This is a genomic window from Azospirillum sp. OGB3 (genome assembly GCF_014192915.1).
Taxonomy (GTDB): Bacteria; Pseudomonadota; Alphaproteobacteria; order Azospirillales; family Azospirillaceae; genus Azospirillum.
Genome location: NZ_JACHYN010000001.1, coordinates 354,623 through 371,398, shown reverse-complemented (window position 1 = coordinate 371,398; position 16,776 = coordinate 354,623). Strand labels below are relative to the sequence as shown.

The 16,776-nt window shown below is 72.6% G+C and carries 10 protein-coding genes; 7 read left to right on the top strand and 3 right to left on the bottom strand.

Annotated elements, in window-relative coordinates; all coding sequences use genetic code 11:
- Position 1 precedes the first annotated feature (1 nt).
- Positions 2–1,381: an ATP-binding protein gene (locus FHW79_RS01780; protein WP_183177392.1), complete on the top strand. Its 1,380-nt coding sequence runs from the start codon at positions 2–4 to the stop codon at positions 1,379–1,381.
- A gap of 241 nt (positions 1,382–1,622) precedes the next feature.
- Positions 1,623–2,984, top strand: a complete 1,362-nt coding sequence (locus tag FHW79_RS01775) for an NAD(P)/FAD-dependent oxidoreductase (RefSeq protein ID WP_183177391.1) — start codon at positions 1,623–1,625, stop codon at positions 2,982–2,984.
- 9 nt (positions 2,985–2,993) lie between these two features.
- Here FHW79_RS01775 and FHW79_RS01770 read toward each other — a convergent pair whose 3' ends face one another.
- Positions 2,994–5,375 carry a PAS domain-containing sensor histidine kinase gene (locus tag FHW79_RS01770; protein WP_183177390.1) on the bottom strand — a complete coding sequence of 794 codons (2,382 nt, stop codon included), beginning with the start codon at positions 5,373–5,375 and terminating at the stop codon, positions 2,994–2,996.
- 87 nt (positions 5,376–5,462) lie between these two features.
- Positions 5,463–9,131, bottom strand: a complete 3,669-nt coding sequence (locus FHW79_RS01765; RefSeq protein WP_183177389.1) for an ATP-binding protein — start codon at positions 9,129–9,131, stop codon at positions 5,463–5,465.
- A gap of 192 nt (positions 9,132–9,323) precedes the next feature.
- Between FHW79_RS01765 and FHW79_RS01760 the strand changes: the two genes are divergently transcribed.
- The 5 genes from FHW79_RS01760 to FHW79_RS01740 all read left to right on the top strand — a co-directional run bounded on the left by FHW79_RS01760 (position 9,324) and on the right by FHW79_RS01740 (position 14,964).
- Positions 9,324–10,367 carry an amino acid ABC transporter substrate-binding protein gene (locus tag FHW79_RS01760; RefSeq protein ID WP_183177388.1) on the top strand — a complete coding sequence of 348 codons (1,044 nt, stop codon included), beginning with the start codon at positions 9,324–9,326 and terminating at the stop codon, positions 10,365–10,367.
- A 186-nt stretch (positions 10,368–10,553) separates the two neighbouring features.
- Entirely contained in the window at positions 10,554–11,771 is a 1,218-nt protein-coding gene (gene trpB / locus FHW79_RS01755) for a tryptophan synthase subunit beta (protein ID WP_014238652.1), read from the top strand.
- Positions 11,768–12,622: a tryptophan synthase subunit alpha gene (trpA, locus tag FHW79_RS01750; protein WP_183177387.1), complete on the top strand. Its 855-nt coding sequence runs from the start codon at positions 11,768–11,770 to the stop codon at positions 12,620–12,622. Before trpB ends, trpA begins: the two co-directional genes overlap by 4 nt.
- A 49-nt stretch (positions 12,623–12,671) precedes the next feature.
- A complete protein-coding gene (accD, locus tag FHW79_RS01745; RefSeq protein ID WP_183177386.1) occupies positions 12,672–13,658 on the top strand; it encodes an acetyl-CoA carboxylase, carboxyltransferase subunit beta in 987 nt (328 codons plus the stop codon).
- A 7-nt stretch (positions 13,659–13,665) separates the two neighbouring features.
- Complete coding sequence (locus tag FHW79_RS01740) at positions 13,666–14,964, top strand: folylpolyglutamate synthase/dihydrofolate synthase family protein (RefSeq protein WP_183177385.1); 1,299 nt, start codon at positions 13,666–13,668, stop codon at positions 14,962–14,964.
- 25 nt (positions 14,965–14,989) lie between these two features.
- Here the strand turns inward: FHW79_RS01740 and FHW79_RS01735 are convergent, their stop codons facing one another.
- Positions 14,990–16,657, bottom strand: coding sequence for a hypothetical protein (locus FHW79_RS01735; RefSeq protein WP_183177384.1), 1,668 nt, complete (start codon positions 16,655–16,657; stop codon positions 14,990–14,992).
- Positions 16,658–16,776: the final 119 nt, after the last annotated feature.

Sequence of the window (16,776 nt, the reverse complement as noted above, 5' to 3'; positions counted from 1 at the left end):
TATGGAGACCTCCCGCAGGAGCCGCCTGCTGGTGGCCCGGCGCTGGCTGCCGGACAGCATCGCCTCGCGGCTGGTGCTGACCGTGGTGCTGGCGCTGCTGCTGACCCAGGCGGTCAGCGCGCTGGTCTACCTGACCGACCGCCCTCCGGGGCCGCCGGCCCACAGCATGCGCGTCCTCGTCCAGCGCGTCACCGCCATCGTCCAGCTCGTCGAGAGCACCCCGCCGCCGGAGCGGCGGCGGCTGGTCAAGGCGATCGACGACCCCGTGCTGCGGGTGGATTGGAATCCCGAGACGCCGCGCTTCGCCAACCAGCGCGAGGGCTTCCCCTTCGACCGGCTGCGCCGCGCCATCCGCGGCGAGCTGGACGATCCCGACCGCGCCGTGGTGGTCGAGGTCCGGCGGGAGCGCCCGATGCCCGGCCCCTTCCCGGTGGACGAGCACCGATGGGGCACCGACGTCCGGCTGTCGGTGGGGCTGAAGGACGGGTCCTGGCTGACCTTCGTCGGCGGCGACCCGCTGGAGGGGCCGTTCCGGCTGCTGCGCTTCGCGCTGTGGATGGCCGGCATCGTCGGGGCGGTGGCTCTGGTCTCGGTCTGGACCGCGCGCCGCATGACCGCCCCCATCGCGCGCTTCGCCGACGCGGCGGAGCGGCTGGGCGTGGACGGCGAGGCGCCGCCCCTGCCCGAGGCCGGCCCCCAGGAGCTGCGCGCCGCCACCCGCGCCTTCAACCGGATGCAGGCGCGTCTGGCCCGCTTCGTCGCCGACCGCACCCAGATGCTGGCGGCGATGAGCCACGACCTGCGCACGCCGTTGACCCGCCTGCGGCTGCGCGCCGAGCTGGTCGAGGACCCGGAGATGCAGCGCAAGATGCTGGCCGACCTCGACGAGATGGCGGCGATGATCAACGCCACGCTGGCCTTCGCCCGCGACGACGCCAACCACGAGCCGCGCGGCCCGCTCGACCTCGCCGATCTGCTGCAGAGCCTGTGCGACGACCGCGTGGACGCCGGCCACGCGGCGGCCTACGAGGGGCCGGCGCACGCGACCGTGGATGGGCGCCCGGTGGCCCTGCGCCGCGCCTTCGCCAACCTGATGGACAACGCCATCGCCTATGGCGGCGGCTTCACGGTGCGCCTGCGGCCGGTGGACGGGGAGCTGCGGGTGGAGATCGAGGACGGTGGCCCCGGCATCCCGGAGGCCGAGTTCGAGAAGGTCTTCGCCCCCTTCTACCGCCTGGAGCGTTCGCGCTCCCGCGACACCGGCGGGGTGGGGCTGGGTCTGGCCACCGCCCGCACGGTGGTGCGCGGCCACGGCGGCGACATCGCGCTGGCGAACCGTCCGGAAGGGGGGCTGCGGGTGACGGTGACCCTGCCGCGGTGATGGCGGGGTGCGTGGACTGCGTATGAGCATCATTTTGGGGAGCATTGCCCCCACCCCGGCTCTCCCCCGCTGCGCAGGGGAGGGAGATGATTGCGAGGCGGCGGCAGTCCCCTCCCCTGCGCAGCGGGGGAGGGTTAGGGTGGGGGCAGCGGCGGCGTCCATTGGCTCCGGAATGCACCGCAACATCGGCGGGGCATCGACGGTTATCGGTGCAGGATCGTCTTGACCGGAGACCATCGCCGTGCCGCAGATCGACCGCACCCCCGCGCCCGTGGACAGCCGCCCCCATGTCGTGATCGTCGGCGCGGGGTTCGGCGGTCTGGCCTGCGCGGAGGCCTTGGGCGGGACGAACATCCGCGTCACCATCATCGACCGGAACAACTACCACCTGTTCGTGCCGCTGCTCTACCAGGTGGCGACCGCCGCCCTGTCGCCCGCCGACATCGCCGAGCCGATCCGCCGCATCGTCAGCCGCCACCCCAACATCGACGTGGTGATGGGCGAGGTGACCGGGATCGACCGCACGGCCAAGCGGGTGGAACTGGCCGACGGCAGCTTCGTCCCCTACGACCGGCTGGTGCTGGCGACCGGCTCCTCCTACAGCTATTTCGGGCATGACGACTGGGCGGAGATCGCCCCCGGCCTGAAGACCATCGAGAACGCCCGGCGGATCCGCGCCCGGCTGCTGATGAATTTCGAGCAGGCGGAGATGTGCGAGGAGCCGGCCCGGCAGAAGGCGCTGATGACCACCATCGTGGTCGGCGGCGGTCCCACCGGCGTGGAGATGGCCGGGGCGGTGGCCGAACTGGCCCGCTTCGCGCTGGCCCGCGACTTCCGCCGCATCGACCCGCGGACCGCCCGCGTCCTGCTGGTCGAGGCCGGGCCGCGCATCCTGTCCACCTTCCCGGACGATCTCGGCCAATACGCCCGCCGCAAGCTGGAGGAACTGGGCGTCGTCGTGCTGACCGGGCAGGCGGTGGAGAGCATCACGCCGGAGGGTGCGACGGTCGGCGGGCGCTTCATCCCGGCGGGGGCCATCGTCTGGGGCGCCGGGGTCAAGGCCTCGCCCGCCGGCTCCTGGCTGGGGGTGGAGACCGACCGCAGCGGGCGCATCCCGGTCGACGCCGACATGTCGGTGCCGGGCGTGCCGGACGTCTACGCGCTGGGCGACACGGCGGCGCTGGCCGGCGACGACGGCACGCCGCTGCCCGGTCTGGCCCAGGTCGCAAAGCAGCAGGGCGAGCATCTCGGCGGCGGGCTGGAGGCCAGCCTGCTGCGCGGCCAGCCGCTGGAGCCCTTCCGCTTCCGCAACCGTGGCAACACCGCCATCGTCGGGCGCAGCGCCGCCGTCTTCGATTTCGGGACGCGCAAGCTGAAGGGCTGGTTCGCCTGGGTGCTGTGGGCGATCATCCACGTCTATCTGCTGGTGAACTTCCACAAGCGGGTGCTGGTCACCATGCAGTGGCTGTGGCGCTGGGCCACCTACCAGCGCGGCGCGCGGCTGATCACCACCGACCGTCCGGTCGCGGCGGCGGAGTCCGTCACATCGCCGCACGGCGGCAGCGCCGAGCCCTTCCGGGACAAAAGGCGCGGCCAGCGCTGACCGGGCGCGTCAGGAGGCGGGCGAAAGCGGCAGGACGCAGCGGAAGCGGGTGCCGTGGCCCGGCCATTCCTCGACCTCCAGCCGCCCGCCGTGCAGCTCCATGACGTTGCGCACCAGCGACAGGCCGAGCGCCGCCGCGCCGCGCGGGTCGTTGCGGTCGTAGCGCGAGGGCGGGGCGGCCTCGCCCGGCCCGGTGCCGCTGCCCACGGTCAGAACCAGGGCTTCGGCGGTCCGCTCCCCCGACAGCAGGATGCGCCGGTCGGCCGGCGGGTGGCGGATGGCCCCGACGACCAGGGTGAACAGCGCCTGCTTCAGCCGCCGCTCGTCGCCCTCCGCCTCGCCCAGCGACGACGGGGCGGAGAGGTCGAGCCGCAGCCCCTCGCGCCGCGCCCATTCGCGGGTCAGCTCGCCCACCGTCTCCAGCAGGTCGGGCACGTCCACAGTGCCGCGGTCCAGCGTGGTCACCCCGGCCCCCAGGCTGGTCATGTCGACCACGTCGTCGATCAGCTCCAGCAGCCGCTCGCCCGCGTTCAGAACGCCCTTCACATACTCGATCTGGCGCGGGTTCAGCTCCCCGAAATACTGGTTCGCCAGCACTTCGGCGAAGCCGATGATGCCGTTCAGCGGGTTGCGCAGATGGTGGGAGACGTTGGCGATGAACTCGCTCTTCAACTGGTCGGCGGCCTCCAGCGCGGCGTTGGAGGCGCGCAACGCCTGCTCCAGCCGGGCGCTGTCGGTGACGTCGAGATAGCTGTTCAGCACCGCCCCGTCGGGAAGCGGCAGGGTGGAGAACTCAACGACCGAGCCGTCGGCCCGTTCCAGCCGGCCGGAGCGCACGGCGCGTTCCAGCGTCGCGCCGATCATCTCGTCCTTCAGGCTGTCCCAGTCGCCGCCGTTCTCCAGGAAGGGGCGCATCCGCTCGAACAGGCCGGAAATGTGCGGCTCGCCCAGCAGATCCTCGTCGTCGAGGTCCCAGACGCGCGCGAAGGCCGGGTTGGACAGCTTCAGCCGGCCGTCGCCGCCGAACACCGCGATGCCTTCCGCCAGATTGTCCAGCGTCTCCTGCTGCACGGCAATCAACGTGTTGTAGGAGGATTCCAGGGCCAGCGTGTTGGTCACGTCCTCCAGGATCTGCATCAGCCCGCCCAGCGGGTGGGGGGCGGCGAGGCTGCGCAGCGTCGTGCCGTCCGGCAGGTGCATCAGTTCCTCGACCGGCTCCAGCAGGCGGGTGTAGCGGCTCAGCCGTTCGCGCTTGTAGCTCTGGTAGTCGGCGTATTCGGGCAGGCGGCGGCGGGTGCGCAGCTCCTCCAGGATCTCGCCGTGGGTGGGCTGGCTGCGCAGCCAGGACTCCTCCAGGTCCCACAGCCGGGCGTAGGCCTGGTTGAAGAAGGTCAGCCGCGTGTCGGCGCCGAAGATGGCGATGGCGGCGCCCAGCCGCTCCAGCACCTCGCCGTGGGCGGCGAGATGGCGGCTCAGCTCGCCGCGCAGCTCCTCCACCGCCGTGACGTCCAGGGCGTAGCCGACGACCAGCGTGCCGCCCCCGTCCGGGGCGGGCAGGGGGGCCTCGGTGACCTCCAGCAGGCGCCGCTCGGTGCCGATGACGGCGGAGACCCGCTCCGACTGGGCGACCCCGCTGCGAAGCGCCCGCTGCGCCAGGGCGCGCCCGGCGTCGCTCAGCTCCTTGCCGCTTTCCGGCACGGCGGCGGGGTCTGAATCCACGGCGCGGGCGTAGGCGCGGTTGCACCAGGACAGCGTCTGTCCGGCGCCGCGCAGCCACAGCGGCAGAGGCAGGGCGTCCACCGCCGCGCGCAGCTCGGCCAGCGCCGATTCGGCGTCGCGCTGTTCACGGGTGAGCGTCTCCCGCTCGGTGCAACGGTCCGTGATGTCTTCCAGCCAGACGACGTTCTGGTGCCCGGCGCCGTCCGTACCGCCGGACGGCCCGGTGGTCCGCCGCCCACTCAGCAGCAGGCGCCGCCCGTCGCGGGTCGCCGCCTCGATTCGGAATCCCTCGCCCGCGGCGCGCAGGCGGCGGACGGCCTCGGCGACCTGTGGGGCGTCGGCCTCGGCGAAGGCGTTCGCGATGTCCTGGCCGGGCGCCGAGCCGAGCAGCGCGACGCAGCCCGGCGCCGCGCTGACGGCGCCGCCAGCGTCCCAGGCGCACCACGGGTGGGGGGAGGTGGCCAGGAGGGCCTCCAGACGCGCCACCTCGCCCGCCAACCGGTCGCGGCGGCGGCGTTCCTTGCCGGTCCAGAACAGCCCGCCGAAACCGGCGGCGCCGAGGGCGCCGGCAAAGCCCAGCATGGCGGGCGAGCCGGAGGGCCCGGCCATCAGGCCGACTCCCACCGCCAGCCCCAGCGCGGCGAAGGCGTATGATCGGGTCAGGACGCTCACGCGGGAGAGACTAGTCCACGCCTCCCAGCGGAGCAAGGCGGGCCGGCGGTGGTGCCACTTTCGGGGTGGTGCGGCCCTTTCTCCCGGCTACACCGCTTCCCCGACCCGCAGGGCGCCGATTGCCGCCTCGACCGCGGGATAGGCGGCGCGCACGGCCGCCAGAGCCCGCTCCGCCCCGTCCGGGTCACCGCTGTGGGCGGTGAGTTCCAGCGCGGACGCGGCGCGGCCCAGCCCGTTGGCTCCCGCCGTGCGGGCGGCTCCGGCCAGCGTGTGGGCGGCGCCGCGCAGGGCCTCCAGGTCGCCACGGTCCAGCGCGGCGGCGGCCTCGTCGAGCAGCGGGCGGGTGGTCTCCAGGAAGAAGTCCAGCATGTCCAGCGCCATCCCGTCGAGCGCGCCGAAGGTGGTGCGGACATGGTCGAGGTCCAGCGCCCGCTCCGCCGCCCCGGCGGCCTCCGCCGCGGGCGGCTCGTCGGGGGCCGCGGCGCTGCCCTCGCCGAACGCGCGGTTCAGGGCTGCGGCGAGCTGCCTCAGGGTCACCGGCTTGGCGATGTAGTCGTCCATGCCGGCGGCGGTGCAGCGCTCCATCTCCCCGGCCAGGGCGTTGGCGGTCATGGCGATGATGGCGGTGCGCGGGCGGGAGCCGGCGGCCGACTCGCCCGCCGACCCGGTCACCGACTCGGCGCTGCGGATCTGGCGCGACAGCTCGTAGCCGTCCATGCGCGGCATGTGGCAATCGGTGATCAGCAGCCGGTAGGGCCGCGCCCGCCAGGCGGTCAGCGCTTCCAGCCCGTCGCCGGTGAGGTCGGCCTCGAAGCCGAGCTGGCGGAGTTGGCGCAGGATCACCTGCTGGTTGGTCGGGTGGTCCTCCGCCACCAGGATCATCGGCGCGACCGCGCCGGGGTCCGTCATGTCTTGGGCGCCCATGTCGAGGGCGGCCGGACCGCCGTCCGCCACAGGGGGCGGGGCGTCGGCCGGGCGCTCCGGGGGAACGGCGCGTCCGGCCAGGGCGGCCAGGCGGCGGAACAGGGCGTCGCGGCGGATCGGGCGGCCGAGATGGTCATGGCGCGGCGGGTGGCCGGCGGACCGCCTTCCGTCCTCCCCGCTTTCCGGCGCGCACTCGTCGGCCGGCGGGCACTCGCTGGCCTGCTCCCGTCCGTCCACCAGATGCAGCGTGGGCGGTGGGCGGACTCCGGCGTCGGCGATGCGGGCCAGCACCGTGGCCGCGGACAGGCGAGGGTTGGGCGCGCCGGGCGCGTCGTCGGGATGGTGCTCCAGCAGGCCGTCCGCGAGAACCAGCAGGTCGGCGTCGGCCATCGTCAGCAGCTCCACCGCTTCGTCCGCCGTGGTGGCGTCGGCGACGGCGGCGCGCTTGTCCTCCAGCGCGCGGATCAGCACGGAGCGCTGCACCGGGTCGGGCTCGGCCACGATGATCGACAGGCCGGACAGGTCGGTGTCGTCGCCGGAGACCGCGCGCGGATCGCCCGGCGCCAGATCGACCGTGAACCAGAAGGTGGCGCCGCAGCCCGGCGCCGATTCCACCCCGATGCGCCCGCCCATCATCTCCACCAGGCGGGCGCAGATGGCCAGCCCCAGCCCGGTGCCGCCAAAGCGGCGGGTGGTCGAGCTGTCGGCTTGGCTGAAGGGCTGGAACAGACGGGCCTGGCCGGCGCTGCTGATGCCGATGCCGGTGTCCTCGATCGCGAAGCGCAGGCGCAGCCGGTCCGACCCGGCGGCGGAGGGCTCCAGCCGGGTGCGCAGAACGACCCGGCCGGCGTCGGTGAACTTGATGGCGTTGCCCGTCAGGTTGAACAGGATCTGGCGCAGCCGCCCGGGGTCGCCGCGCACCGCCGCCGGCACCTTGCGGTCGAGGTCGCAGATCAGCAGCAGCGCCTTCTGGTGCGCCTGCGGGGCCAGCAGCTCCGCCACCCCCTCCACCAGCTCGCGCGGGTCGAGGTCCATCTCGTCGAGGTCGAGCTTGCCGGCCTCGATCTTCGACAGATCCAGGATGTCGTCGATGATCCGCAGCAGCGCCGTCGCGCTGTCGCGCACCGTGGTGACGAGCTCGGTCTGCTCGGCGTCCAGCGGGGTCAGCGCGATCAGCTCCAGCATGCCCAGCACGCCGTTCATCGGGGTGCGGATCTCGTGGCTCATCGTCGCCAGGAATTCCGACTTGGAGCGGGCGGCGACCTCCGCCTGCTCCTTGGCGTGGCGCAGGTCCTCCTCGGCGCGCTTGCGGCCGGTGATGTCGTAGCTCCAGGCGAGGATCGCCGGCTCCCCCTCGAACTCGGTGCGCTGGAGCGTCTGGAGCGCCCAGACGCGGCTGCCGTCGGGCCGGTCCACCGCCACCTCGACGTCGCGGGCGACCAGCCCGGCGCCGTCCTGCGGAGTGGCGCGTCCCTGCAGGGTGGCGCCGGGCAGGGCCAGCGCGTGGCGGCGCCCGACGAAGGCGTCCGGCGGCAGCCCGGCCAGCTCCGCCGCGCGGGCGTTGGCGAAGGCCACGGAGCCGTCGGGCCGTCCGATCGACACGCCGACCGGGCTCTGCTCCAGGATCGCGCGCAGGCGGCGCTCGCTGTCCGACAAAGCGTGCTCGCGCGAGCGGATGGTGGCGACGAAATAGTGCAGGGCGCGCGCCATGTCGGCGATCTCGTCCTGCCCGTGGGTGGGGATGGCGACGGACCGCCCGGCGGCCGACGCGGTCATGGCCGTCTGCAGCCCGCGCAGCCGCCGCACCACGTTGCGGTGGATGTAGAGGAAGATGCCGAGGGCGCCCAGGATCGAGACCACGGCCATCGCCAGGATGGCGGTCTTGCCGTCGCGGATCACCCGCTCGAACTCGCCCGATCGGGCGGCGATGTCCTGCTCGATGGCCAGGAAATGGTCGGACACCGCGCCGACCAGCCGGTCGGAGACGTTCTGGTTGCGGGTGATCGACCCCTTGATCGCACGGGCCAGCCCGATTTCCGTCAGGCGGCTGGTGAACAGGTTGTGCTCCCCCAGCCCCAGCGTTTCCAGCTCCCGGTACAGCGGCTCCAGGTCGAAGGCGGGGCCTCGGGGCAGGCCGGACACCGCCTCCGCCGCGCGGTCCATCGCGGCGCGGTAATCCTGCCGCAGCCGCTCCACACGCGCCTCGTGGTCGGCGCGGGAGGCGGCGAGCATCAGCAGGATGGCGTGCTGCGCCTCCGCCGTCCACAGGTCGACCCGCCGTTCGGTGTCCTGGGTCCCCGCCAGCTCCTCCAGGGTCCGGGGGGGAGGGGTCCCTTCCCGCAGCGATTGCTCGGCGTCGCGGATGCGCTCGGCAAGCTGGATCAGGCGGCCGACCAGCCCGCCCGTCTCCGCGGCGGCGGCGAGCTGGCGTTCCACCTGGGTGTTCAGGGTCATCAGGTTGGCGACCAGCTCGTTCTTGCGGCGCTGCAGCTCGGCCACGTCCGCCACGTCGGTGCCGCGGTCGCGCAGCCGGGTCATCAGGTCTTCCAGCAGGGCGATCTGGTCGCTCAGCCGGGCCATCACCGATTCGCGCACCGACTGGCTCTGCACCGCCACCAGGGCCGGGGCGTTCGCGGCCAGCGTGCCGCTCTGCTGGGCGAGCTGCGAGGCGTTGACGAGCCCCGGCACCTTGGCCGTGGCGATCTGCTCGAACCCCTGGTGGAAGCGGCCGAAGAGGGACACGGCCACCACCCCGGTGGCGGTGGTCAGGCCGGCGATCACGGTCAGACCCGCCAGGATGCGAAACGCCACGCCCAGCCGGGGAAACGGCATGCCCGTGCCTCGATTCTGTGTCGTCCGATGGAGATAACACGGGCGATCGGCCGGGCGCAATTCACACCCCCGCGCCGCAATCGGCCGCTGTGCGATGGGGCGCCGGGAAACGGGAAGCCGGGCGGGCTTGACCCGCGCCGGTTGCCGGGCCGAAGCTGGCCGCAGATGGCTGAAGGGGAGTGGCCGATGGGCTTGGTCCGGTCTTTCGCGCGGGTCGCGGTGGCCGCCGCGGTTCTGGCGGCGGCGATGGCCGCGCCGTTCCACGCTCCGCGGGCCGAGACGCTGGAGGACGTGCGGGAGCGCGGGCTGCTGCGTTGCGGCGTCTCGTCCAGCGGGGCCGGCTTGGCGGCGGTGGACGACAGCGGCAACTGGCGCGGCTTCTTCGTGGACATGTGCCGGGCGCTGGCCGCCGCCGTCGCCGGCCACGCCGACCGGGTGGAGTTCGTCGAGACCAATTCCGAGAACCGCTTCGCCATCCTGCGCAACGGCGAGGTGGACGTGGTGATGGAGGGGACCACCTGGACCCTGCAGCGCGACGCCACCTTCGGGGTCGATTTCCCAGTGGTCTACCTGTTCGACGGCCAGGGATTCATCGCGCACCGCGCCCAGGGCGTCGCCCGCCTGTCCGATCTGCCGGCCGGCGCCTCGGTCTGCGTGATCGAGCAGACCACCACCCTGCGCAACCTGGAGGACTGGATGGCCCGCACCGGCCTTCGCTTCCGGCTGAAGCGGGTGCGCTCGACCGAAGGGGCGCTGTCGGCCTTCTTCAACCACCATTGCGACCTCTACACCAGCGACCGCGTCGGCCTGCACGCCCAGCGCCTGCTGAAGGCGCCCGACCGCGACGATTACGTCATCCTGCCGGAGGCGATCTCCAAGGAGCCGCTGGGACCGATGGTGCGACCGGACGAGCGGCGGTGGTTCGACATCGTGCGCTGGGTGTTCTTGGCCACCGTGCTGGCCGAGGAGAAGGGAATCACCGCCGCCAGCGCCCCGCGCCTGAGGGAGGAGGCCCAGGACCCGGAGGTGCGCCGGTTCCTCGGGGCGGCCAGCGGGGTCGGCTGGGGGCTGGGGCTGGACGACGACTGGGCCTTCCGCGTGATCACGCAGGTTGGAAACTACGGCGAAGTCTTCGACCGCCATCTGGGCGCCGCCTCGCCGCTGGGCATCGACCGCGGGATGAACGGGCTGTGGATGAACGGCGGCCTGCACTACGCCCCGCCGCTGGGGGGGTGAGGGCGGGCTGAAGCGGACCGTGGCGCTCTGCCATGCCGCGTGGCCTCATTGCCTTCGCCGCGGCTTTTCCCATCTTGTGGGCATGTTCGGCGAAAGGTTCGGCGAACGCTTCAAATCCGGGCGAACCGCCGCTATGGTGGCGCCTTCCGGGCGCCGCGCGGCCCGCTTCAGGCAGTTTCCCAGGCCATGACCAGACCCAACACCTACCGTTCCGGTCCCGACGAGCGCGGGCATTTCGGCATCTATGGCGGACGCTTCGTCGCCGAGACGCTGATGCCTCTGATCCTTGAGGTGGAGAAAGCCTACCGCGAGGCCCGGGCCGATCCCGCCTTCGAGGGCGCGATCCGCGAGCAGCTCAAGCAGTATGTCGGCCGCCCGAACCCGCTCTACTACGCCGAACGCCTGACGGAGAAGCTCGGCGGCGCGAAGATCTACTTCAAGCGCGAGGAGCTGAACCACACCGGCGCGCACAAGATCAACAACTGCATCGGCCAGATCCTGCTCGCCCGCCGCATGGGCAAGAAGCGGATCATCGCCGAGACGGGCGCCGGCCAGCACGGTGTGGCGACCGCCACGGTCTGCGCGCTGTTCGACATGCCCTGCGTCATCTACATGGGCGAGACCGACATCGCCCGCCAGCAGCCCAACGTCTTCCGCATGAAGCTGCTGGGGGCGGAGGTGGTTCCGGTGACCTCCGGCGCGCGGACGCTGAAGGACGCGATGAACGAGGCGCTGCGCGACTGGGTCACCAACGTCGCCGACACCTACTATCTGATCGGCACCGCCGCCGGCCCGCATCCGTACCCCGCCATGGTCCGCGACTTCCAGTCGGTGATCGGCGACGAGGTGCGCGTGCAGATGCAGGAGCTGGAGGGCCGCCTTCCGGACAGCCTCGTCGCCTGCGTCGGCGGCGGGTCCAACGCCATCGGCCTGTTCCACCCCTTCCTCGACGACCCGTCGGTGCAGATGGTCGCGGTCGAGGCCGCCGGCCACGGCATCGACAAGGGGCCGTTGGCCCACGCCGCTTCGATCACCGGCGGGCGCCCCGGCGTGCTGCACGGCAACCGCACCTACCTGCTGCAGGACGAGGACGGGCAGATCCTGGAAGGCCACTCCATCTCCGCCGGCCTGGACTATCCGGGCGTCGGGCCGGAGCATTCCTGGCTGCACGACATCGGGCGCGTCGAGTATGTCTCGGCCACCGACCAGGAGACGCTGGACGCCTTCCAGCTCTGCGCCCGCACCGAGGGCATCATCCCCGCGCTGGAATCGGCGCACGCGCTGGCGGAGATCGTGAAGCGCGCCCCGAAACTGCCCAAGGACCACCTGATGGTGCTCTGCCTGTCGGGCCGCGGCGACAAGGACATCTTCTCCGTCGCCCAGCATCTGGGAGTGAAGCTGTGAGCGCCCCCAAGGACAAGGCCTTTGACAATGGCCGCATCGCCAAGCGTTTCGCCGCGCTGAAGGCGGAGGGCCGCGCCGGCCTCGTCACCTTCATCACGGCGGGCGACCCGGACCTGGAGACCTGCCGCGCCGTCCTGCACGGCCTGCCCGCGGCGGGCGCCGACCTGATCGAGCTGGGGCTGCCCTTCTCCGACCCGATGGCCGACGGCCCGGCGATCCAGGCGGCCAGCCTGCGCGCGCTCCACGCCGGGACGACGGCGCGCAGGACGCTGGACCTCGTGCGCGGCTTCCGCGAAACGGACGCCGACACGCCGGTCATCCTGATGGGCTATTACAACCCGATCCACGCCTATGGGGTGGACCGCTTCCTGGCCGACGCCATCGAGGCCGGGGTGGACGGGCTGATCGTCGTCGACCTGCCGCCCGAAGAGGACGAGGAGCTGTGCATCCCGGCGCTGAAGGCCGGGGTGAACTTCATCCGCCTGGCGACGCCGACCACCGACGACAAGCGCCTGCCGGCGGTTCTCCAGAACACCTCGGGCTTCGTCTACTACGTGTCGATCGCCGGCATTACCGGTGCGGCCAGCGCCGACAACGCCGCGGTGGGCGCCGCGGTGGAGCGTCTGAAGCGCCACACCGATCTGCCGGTGGCGGTCGGCTTCGGCATCAAGACGCCGGAGCAGGCGGCCGATGTCGCCCGCGTCGCCGACGCGGCGGTGGTCGGCTCGGCCATCGTCACGCGGCTGGCCGGCGGGCTGGACGCGGACGGCAAGGCCCGGCCGGGTCTGGCCGAGGATGTGCTGGGCTTCGTCCGGGAACTGGCCGGCGGCGTGCGCGGCGCGCGCGTCTGAGTGCACCGGCCTGAAAGCGCTGGCTGAGCGGGATATCAGGAAGAATTCGATGAACTGGCTTACCAACTACGTCCGTCCCAAGATCCGCGCCCTCTATGCCCGCAAGGAGGTTCCCGACAACCTCTGGCACAAGTGCCCGAGCTGCGAGGCGATGCTCTTCCACCGCGATCTGGAGGAGAACCTCAACGTCTGCCAGCATTGCGGCTTCCACATGCGGCTGGACCCGATCAAGCGGCTGGCCTCGATGTTCGACGAGGGCGACTACCAGTCGGTCGAGCTGCCCAAGTCGGTGGTCGATCCGCTGAAGTTCCGCGACCAGAAGCGCTACACCGACCGCCTGAAGGAAGCCCAGACCAAGACGGGCCGCCATGACGCCATCGTCGTCGGCTCCGGTCTGATCGGCGGGCAGCCGGCGGTCGTCGCGGCCTTCGACTTCGGCTTCATGGGCGGCTCGATGGGGATCGCGGTGGGCGAGGGCATCCTGGCCGCCGCCCGCACCGCCATCGCCCAGAAGGCGGCGCTGATCGTCGTCCCGGCCTCGGGCGGGGCGCGCATGCAGGAAGGCATCCTGTCGCTGATGCAGATGCCGCGCACCACCATCGCGGTGGAGATGGTCAAGGAAGCCGGCCTGCCCTACATCGTGGTGCTGACCGACCCGACGACCGGCGGCGTCACCGCCTCCTTCGCGATGATCGGCGACATCCACATCGCCGAGAAGGGCGCGCAGATCGGCTTCGCCGGCGCCCGCGTGATCGAGAGCACGATCCGCGAGACCCTGCCGGAGGGCTTCCAGCGCTCCGAGTACCTGCAGGAGCACGGCATGGTGGACATGGTCGTCCATCGCCGCGACCTGCGCCCGACCCTGTCGCGCGTCCTGACCCTGCTGATGCAGCCGGTCCTGGCCGTGGCGCCGGAGGCGCTGCCGGCCCTGCCGGCCGCCGTCCAGACGGAGGAGCCGCGCAGCCAGGCCGAGGCCGCCGACGAGACGCCGGCCCAGGCGGGCGCCGAGAGGACCGGCTCCGAGCAGCCGGCCTGATCCCGCCATGCCGCTCGCTGAGTCGCTCGCCGATCCGGTTCTCGACCGGCTGAAGGGTCTGCACCCCAAGGTCATCGACCTGTCGCTGGACCGCGTGCACCGGCTGCTCGCCGCGCTGGACCATCCGGAGCGGCGCCTGCCGCCGGTGGTCCATGTGGCGGGCACCAACGGCAAGGGCTCCACGCTCGCCTTCCTGCGGGCGATGCTGGAGGCCGCGGGGCTGCGGGTGCATGTCTACACCTCGCCCCACCTCGTGCGCTTCCACGAGCGCATCCGGCTGGCCGGCACGCTGATCGACGACGACCGGCTGGCCGCCCTGCTGGAGGAGTGCGAGGTTGCCAACGGCGGCGGGCCGATCACCTTCTTCGAGGTGACGACGGTCGCCGCCCTGCTCGCCTTCGCGCGGGTGCCGGCGGACGTGGTGCTTCTTGAGACCGGGCTGGGCGGGCGGCTGGACGCCACCAACGTGGTGGACCGCCCGGCGGTCACCGCGATCACGCGCATCTCCTACGACCACCGCCAGTTCCTCGGCGACACGCTGGAGGCCATCGCGGGCGAGAAGGCCGGCATCTTCAAGCCGGGCGTCCCCGCCGTGATCTTCCCGCAGCCCGCGGAGGAGGCCGCCCGCACCCTGGCCATCCGCGCCGAGACGGTGGGGGCGCCGGTCCATGGCTGGTCGGTCACCCCGACCGAGGGCGGCTTCCGCTTCGAGAGTTCTCGCCGCCGCATCGACCTGCCGCTGCCGGGGCTGGCCGGGGCGCACCAGATCGTCAACGCCGGGGTGGCGCTGGCCTGCCTGGACCATCTGCCAGTCGAGGTCGACGACGCGGCGGTGCGCCGCGGCCTCGCCGCCGTGGAGTGGCCCGCCCGCCTGCAACGGCTGACCCGCGGCCCCCTGGCCCAGGCTCTGCCCGCCGGCTGGGAGCTGTGGCTGGACGGCGGCCACAACGACTCGGCGGGCGAGGTGCTGGCCGTCCAGGCCGCGCGCTGGGCGCAGAAGGAGCCGGAGCGGGCGCTGCTGCTGGTCTACGGCATGCTGGCGAGCAAGGAGCCGCGGGAGTTCCTGGGACCGCTGGCGCCCTTCGTCACCGCCGCCCGCACCGTCGCCATCCCCGGCGAGGAGGCGTCGCTGACGGCCGAGGACACCGCCGCGGCCACCCGCGCCTGCGGCATAGCCGACAGCGCGGCGGCGGCGGATGTCGGCAGCGCCCTGGAGGATCTGAAGGGGCGGGTCGATGGGCCGGCCCGCCTGCTGATCTGCGGCTCGCTTTATCTGGCGGGCACGGTCCTGGCGGAAAACGGCTGATCCAAAGGGGCGGGCAAGCGGGGCGTCAGCGCCCCTGCTTGCCGTCCAGTTCCAGCATGTTGCGCAGCGCCGCCAGGGTCTTGCCGAGCGTGCCCGAGTCGTCCTTGGCGGCTTTCTTTCCGGACTCGTTGCCATCCGGTCGCCGTCCGGCGTCGGGCTTGGGCTTTTCCGCCGCGTTCAGGGGGACCGGCTCAACCAAGTCCAGAGGCTCATCGTCATCGTCCGCTTCCGGCGCGTGGCGCGGCAGCGGCTTGAAGCCGGGCAAGGCGTTTGCGTCGGGGCGGGTGGGCGCTTCGCTTTTCCAGGCGGGGTGGGGCGGGTCGTCCAGATCGCTTTCCGCCTCGACGAGCGCGCGCAGGGCGCGCAACGCCTCTTCCATGTCCTGTTCCTGAGCGGACTTTCGCAGCACCGGAGCGCCGTCGTCCGGCTCGCCTTCCCTGTCCGCATCATCGTCCGCGCCCTCGCCGTTCCAGAAGGCGTCGTCGGCATCGGCCTTCCGGTCCTCCTCCGGGCCGTCGCCGTCCTCAACATCACGCTCAAGATCGCCGTCCGGCTTGTGCGACCGGCCGAACAGCGGAGTCACCACGCCGCCGTCGCGGTCGTCCTTGCCCTCGTCCTCGTCGCGGTCGGCGGCGGCCTTTTGGACCATGCTGCGCAGGGCGGCGATGGTGCGGTCCAGCGGTTCGCTGCCGGCGGGCGCGGTGCCGCGCTCGCGGGGGCGCTCCCAGGGGGGCGGGGCCTTGTCCGGATCGCGGATGGCGAAGCCCAGAATGTCGTCGTTGGACGGCTCCGTCTCGTCGGAGTCGTCGGGGTCTTCGCCGAGGGCATCGTCGTCCTGTGAGACGCCGGCAGCGTCCTGGATCGAAAAGGCCGGCGCTGGGGCAGGCGCGGCCTCCTCCGCGCGGGCGCCGTCGCCGCGGCCGTCCAGGATGCTGCGCAGCGCCGCGATGGTGCGGTCGAAGGAGCGGGAGGCGTCGTCGTCCGGATCGTCCGCGGCCGCCGGATGGCTTGCCCGAGGGATCGTGGCCGGAGGCGCGGTCTCGACCCGATTTTCGTCGTCCCCGTCCCCGTCCCCGCTCTCGTCCCGGTCGGCGAGTGTCCAGCGGCGCGGGCTCCAATCCTCGTCGTCGTCCCACTCGGCGGCGGCCGCGTCGTCGCCATCTTCGTCGTCGCGATCTTCGTCGTGGCCGGCGAGGTCGGCGAGCGACACCGGCTCCCACAAGGGGCGACGGCCCGACTCGGGGGCGGCGTCACTGTCCGCGGCCAGCCGTTCCAACTCCAGATCCAAATCCGGGTCCAGCGCGGCGGCGGGCCGGGCGGTGGCCGGCACGGGGGCCGGCGCCCGGGTCACGGGGGCCGCGTCCTCCTTCGGCTCGTCCATCGCATCGCCACGGCCCCGCACCGCGTCGAGCAGCCCTTGCAGGGCGGCCAGCGGTCCGGCGAAGGACGGGGCGTCGTCCACCATGGACGTCGCCGTCACGGGCGTCGAGAAGGGCGGGGGCGCCGGGCGGCTTTCGGTGTCGCGGGAATTGCAGCGCGAGCAGCGGTAATGGGGGGCGATGGACAGGACCGGATAGTTGGGGCCGAAGCGCCGGTTCATGTCCGCGCGCGGCAGCACGCCCTCGTGGCCGCAGGCGCGGCAGCGGACGTGCACATCGACCTCGATGTCGCGCAGGTAAAGCATGCGTGCCATGGGCGCAGTATACGCAGCGGCGTGCCCATGCCCAGCGGATTCGCCGGCCGCGCCATGCGCCGCGCCGCTGCCAGCGGTGACCTTTTCGGCCGGCCGCCCCGATCGGGCTCCGGAGGCGG

Excerpts from the sequence above, each read along its gene's own strand:
- accD (WP_183177386.1), top strand. The coding sequence starts at position 12,672 with ATGAACTGGCTTACCAACTACGTCCGTCCCAAGATCCGCGCCCTCTAT.
- FHW79_RS01740 (WP_183177385.1), top strand. The coding sequence starts at position 13,666 with ATGCCGCTCGCTGAGTCGCTCGCCGATCCGGTTCTCGACCGGCTGAAG.
- FHW79_RS01765 (WP_183177389.1), bottom strand. The coding sequence starts at position 9,131 with ATGCCGTTTCCCCGGCTGGGCGTGGCGTTTCGCATCCTGGCGGGTCTG.
- trpB (WP_014238652.1), top strand. The coding sequence starts at position 10,554 with ATGACCAGACCCAACACCTACCGTTCCGGTCCCGACGAGCGCGGGCAT.
- FHW79_RS01735 (WP_183177384.1), bottom strand. The coding sequence starts at position 16,657 with ATGGCACGCATGCTTTACCTGCGCGACATCGAGGTCGATGTGCACGTC.
- FHW79_RS01780 (WP_183177392.1), top strand. The coding sequence starts at position 2 with ATGGAGACCTCCCGCAGGAGCCGCCTGCTGGTGGCCCGGCGCTGGCTG.